At 35.5% G+C, this 3,892-nt stretch carries 5 protein-coding genes; all 5 read right to left on the bottom strand.

From position 1 onward, the window contains the following. The coding region (locus tag JCM11969_RS16135) for a class III lanthionine synthetase LanKC N-terminal domain-containing protein (protein ID WP_500861341.1) at positions 1 to 1,673 on the bottom strand (1,673 nt) is incomplete at its 3' end. A 174-nt stretch (positions 1,674 to 1,847) separates the two neighbouring features. Beyond that, positions 1,848 to 2,453 carry a trypsin-like serine peptidase gene (locus tag JCM11969_RS16130; protein WP_054712866.1) on the bottom strand — a complete coding sequence of 202 codons (606 nt, stop codon included), beginning with the start codon at positions 2,451 to 2,453 and terminating at the stop codon, positions 1,848 to 1,850. 293 nt (positions 2,454 to 2,746) lie between these two features. Beyond that, positions 2,747 to 2,884 (bottom strand): class III lanthipeptide, encoded by a 138-nt coding sequence (locus JCM11969_RS20605; RefSeq protein WP_156319412.1) that lies wholly within the window; start codon positions 2,882 to 2,884, stop codon positions 2,747 to 2,749. Positions 2,885 to 3,398: 514 nt separating this feature from the next. Further along, on the bottom strand, positions 3,399 to 3,611 hold the full coding sequence (locus JCM11969_RS16125) for a DUF3923 family protein (RefSeq protein WP_054712863.1): 213 nt from the start codon (positions 3,609 to 3,611) through the stop codon (positions 3,399 to 3,401). 98 nt (positions 3,612 to 3,709) lie between these two features. Next, positions 3,710 to 3,892 (bottom strand): hypothetical protein (locus tag JCM11969_RS19460; protein WP_225353348.1); only part of this gene is annotated, 183 nt, incomplete at its 5' end.

Genomic DNA, 3,892 nt, shown 5'->3' with positions numbered 1-3,892 from the left:
TCCCCGTTATCTTTTTCTGATAAGCACTTTTGGAATATCATTTTGGAGAGCTTTTTTTCTCCAATTTCAAATAAAACTTCTGCAATTCCTGAAAGACCATTAAACATCCCTTTTGGAAGATCTGGATCGGACATATTTATAATCCTATTTGCTGTTCCAACAGCCCATGTTCGTGCTTCCTGAGGTAAATCGCCAGTTCTGTTTAAAGCCATTACAGCGCCAAATCCTCCGTAGGCAACAGATAGTGAGCCGAATACGTCAGTATATTGACGTATATCCCCCGGTATCAATGAATCACTCGTTGAATCAATATTTTCTATTAATCCTTGTCTTAGCTGAGACGTCAATGTGTCCTTGATATTATTTTTAAACTGATAACTCGGCGCTGACAGTCCTGAAGCACTTTCTGGAAATTGAACAAAACTCTCAATAAAAGTCTGTAAAGATTTGAGCTGGTTTGATATGGCACTCCCAAAGTTTTCTTCGATAGAAATATCCTGATTTTTTTCGATACTTGCAGTCAAATCTGAAATTGGTTCGATTGGCAAGAACAGGAATCTGGCTATTCTCCATAAAGCAAACCAGTCAGCCTCTTCAAAGGAACGCGCACTTTGAAGCACGAAGCCTGGCGTTTGCAATCCAGGATAATAGACTTTATTCGTTGGAGTTGATGTTTCCAAGTCTATTAATTTAATATCATGATTGTCTAAAATCATAACGTTATTTGGCTGTAAATCTCCAAAAGTAAAGCCATCCTTATGCAAATCGACTAGAATATCTTTGAGTCTCAGAATAATCTTTAATGCCTGCCCAGTATATTTTAATTTATCTTGAAAATTAGAAAAAGGGAAATCCTCAGCTACAAAATATGACAAATTTCGACCTTGCAGATAATCCTCAACTAAGTAATTATTTTCCCAAATCTCAAAATAATCATACATATTTACAACGTAATCTTTTTTCTGTAAATTATGTAATACCTCAGCTTCATTCTTCAACCTTTGAAATCCATCTCGATTTAATCGATCTAATCCTGCCTCCTTTCGTCCTTCTTTCATTACGAAATTTTTTGTATCGTAATTAACTTTGTAAACGCCTCCTGCATTACTAAAATGCAATGCAGATTCAACATCATATTTATCAAATTTAGATGTATCTACCTGAGAATACTTTTTGTCCTGAATAGCGGTCATTTGAACAACTATCCCTGGCTCTTCAACAAAATCCGGCACAACGTAATATGGTGCCCGAATGTCAGGAACCATGACCCCCTTAGAATTTTCAATTCCTAAAACCTTTCGGCCGTCTTCAAATGCGTACATTTCTTGAAATGCGCCATATCGAAAAAAGACATTTGAGTCAAACCATTGCTTGTCATTTAAAATATATGGTCCTGCAGCAAATCCACTAGTGCAATCCGCTAACCCCTTTAACGCACTGCAAAATTCTTGAGTATTTTTAGGATAAACCGTAATAAACTTACCAGCAGATGCACGATCGCCATATTTTGAATTCTTTGATAATAAATTTAGAACATTGGTAACATACTTAAAGGAAATCTGATTAGCAATTAACCAACTACTAACCACGTTCAGACAGTTCTGACTTTCCCCTAAAGTTGACGTAATGTGAATCTTCCAACCTTGTTTAGCTAAGCTATTTGTTCGATTAATATAATATTTCCAATCTTTATCACTAGAAATAATCCAATCATCTAACTCTACTTCTGGTGCATCATAAGGTTTTGATTCATGTTGGGTTGGTTAATAAAAAATTGTCCCTTTATTAAGAAAGTCCGTATACCGGATATCCATCATTTACCTCCGCTTTATCACTTATTAATATCTTCATAACGATGTCACAAGATTAAATGCTTCACGATTCCAAACAGTGCACCAAATATATCCAGGGGCTTCTTGTAAAGAAGCGGTAATAACACCAACTTGTTTTTTTTCACCGTTAATCTTAGAAAATAATGGCCCACCGGAAACTCCTTGTTTCATCTTTGCCGATATACCTACTATCTGATTACTTTTTAACAGAGATAAGTCTGGATGCCCTATCGCCTCAACTGACTTATTGAAAAACCGACCAGCAGACACACCCTCGATACTGACCGAATCAGATTTTTCAGGCAGATAATTAAATGCTGTTTCGACAGCAAACGGCTCAAAATTACTTTCAAATTTAAAAGAACAAATCGCATTATCAAATCGTAATAATCCTTGTTCTTTCCACCGGTTATCTATACTTACTCCTGTCACAATACCAATTTCAGTTTTTCCGTTCACTCTAAGTTTCATTCGGATATCTTTTGATATCTCCTGCTTCAATGGATCAAAGACACAGTGTGCAGCAGTAGCTAAATATTTTTTCCCAGCTATTTGAACAAAGTTGGCAGACGCAAAATGCCTATGCGTATCATCCGAGTTCATAAAAGTTATTTTAATCATTTATCACACCATCGATTGATTCGTATTAAGTAATTAATGGCAATAATCACATCCAGACTCTTTCGGTGAATTTATAAAAGACAATATTCTTCCAAGTTAAAAATAAACGTTTAAATCATTAACTGTATTTTCTATTTAGCACAGAAAGTATGAAGTCAAGCTCCAAATTGAGTGCCCTTTTCGTCCACAAAATGAAATACTTACAGTGGACATTCTGGCAGCTACTGGCTCTTGCCCAGTTTCAGATAAACGCTGCAATTCGGTAATTTTTTTCATGATAGTAAATCCTCCTATTATTTAGCTGGGTGGCCGGGACAAGCAAATAAACTCACAGTGCTCCCGTTCCCACAAGCAATACTGACAAGTGACTTTTTATGACCCACTTTGCTACGAGTTTCAAACTTTTGTAAATCTAAAATTTTATTTTGCATTTAATTCTCCTTTGGCTTGATAGCGACGTAAAATTATAACGGCATGAGTCTCTCACAAAAGGAAATGAATGTCAAAAGAGGAAATTTTAGCAAATTAATTAAAAACTAATCGTTTTATAGTTCACGAAAATTTAACTCCAACAAGTATTTAAAATCAGGATGGATTAACACTCTTTTTTCCAGAACATTAAAAATTTCCAATACCAAAAATACTCTTTAATATTTGAAAACTGATATTATTTTTTTAGTTTTTTTGATATTTACAACCTCAAAAATATAGTTTTTATTTTGTAATACTTTCACGCTTTGTAACTTAAATTCTTTCCAAAAAAGCATAATAGCTTATTGTATAATAATAATTCAGCATCTAAATCAAGTGGATACTCTTCTTAAAAAACGGTCTTCATCAAATTCTGCTTCTACTTTTAAAAAAAGAAGACCATCCAACAGCATTAAAGACACGCTAATGCTGTTGGATGGTCATTTTTAATAACAAGTATTATCATAAGTAACTCTATGCCTGCTTGCGACGTGAAACGGCAAACACAATCAGTTCACCTACTAAAATAAGTGCAAAGAAGATAACGAGCACAACGAATGTGACCAGTCGTAAATGCGGCGATTGTGCCAGACCCGCCCCATCCGTTTTACGCAGGAAAATAACCGCAGATAGTAAAATGAAGATCACCGCCAAAATGATGTTGGTGATGAGATAGCCGTGTTTCATAAGTAGCCTCCAAAGTAAATTAATCATCTGAGATAGAATAACGTTATAGCACACATCTTCTAATCTCAGTTCAACCATAGCGTTAAAGTCGGGTTTGCTCAAGTAATATTGGCAGAAATACTAATATGGGAGTGTCTTAGCTTATAAGACACCCCCATGTTTGAGTTGTATTGTTGGTTATTTACTTGTTCTAGGGTAACTTGGCAAAGCGCGTTTCGGAAAACAGAAAGCTGCATGTAAGCCGACTTTGACAGAAAGGCCAGGTTCAGGCCTTTCTTCGT

The sequence above is a fragment of the Secundilactobacillus paracollinoides DSM 15502 = JCM 11969 genome (genome assembly GCF_001311135.1).
GTDB lineage: Bacteria > Bacillota > Bacilli > Lactobacillales > Lactobacillaceae > Secundilactobacillus > Secundilactobacillus paracollinoides.
Note: the sequence above shows the minus strand (reverse complement) of the source record. Positions and strands in the feature narration are given on the sequence as shown.

What these genes read in the sequence shown, in the direction of transcription:
- JCM11969_RS16130 (WP_054712866.1), bottom strand. Translation starts at nt 2,453, where the DNA reads ATGATTAAAATAACTTTTATGAACTCGGATGATACGCATAGGCATTTT.
- JCM11969_RS16125 (WP_054712863.1), bottom strand. Translation starts at nt 3,611, where the DNA reads ATGAAACACGGCTATCTCATCACCAACATCATTTTGGCGGTGATCTTC.
- JCM11969_RS20605 (WP_156319412.1), bottom strand. Translation starts at nt 2,884, where the DNA reads ATGCAAAATAAAATTTTAGATTTACAAAAGTTTGAAACTCGTAGCAAA.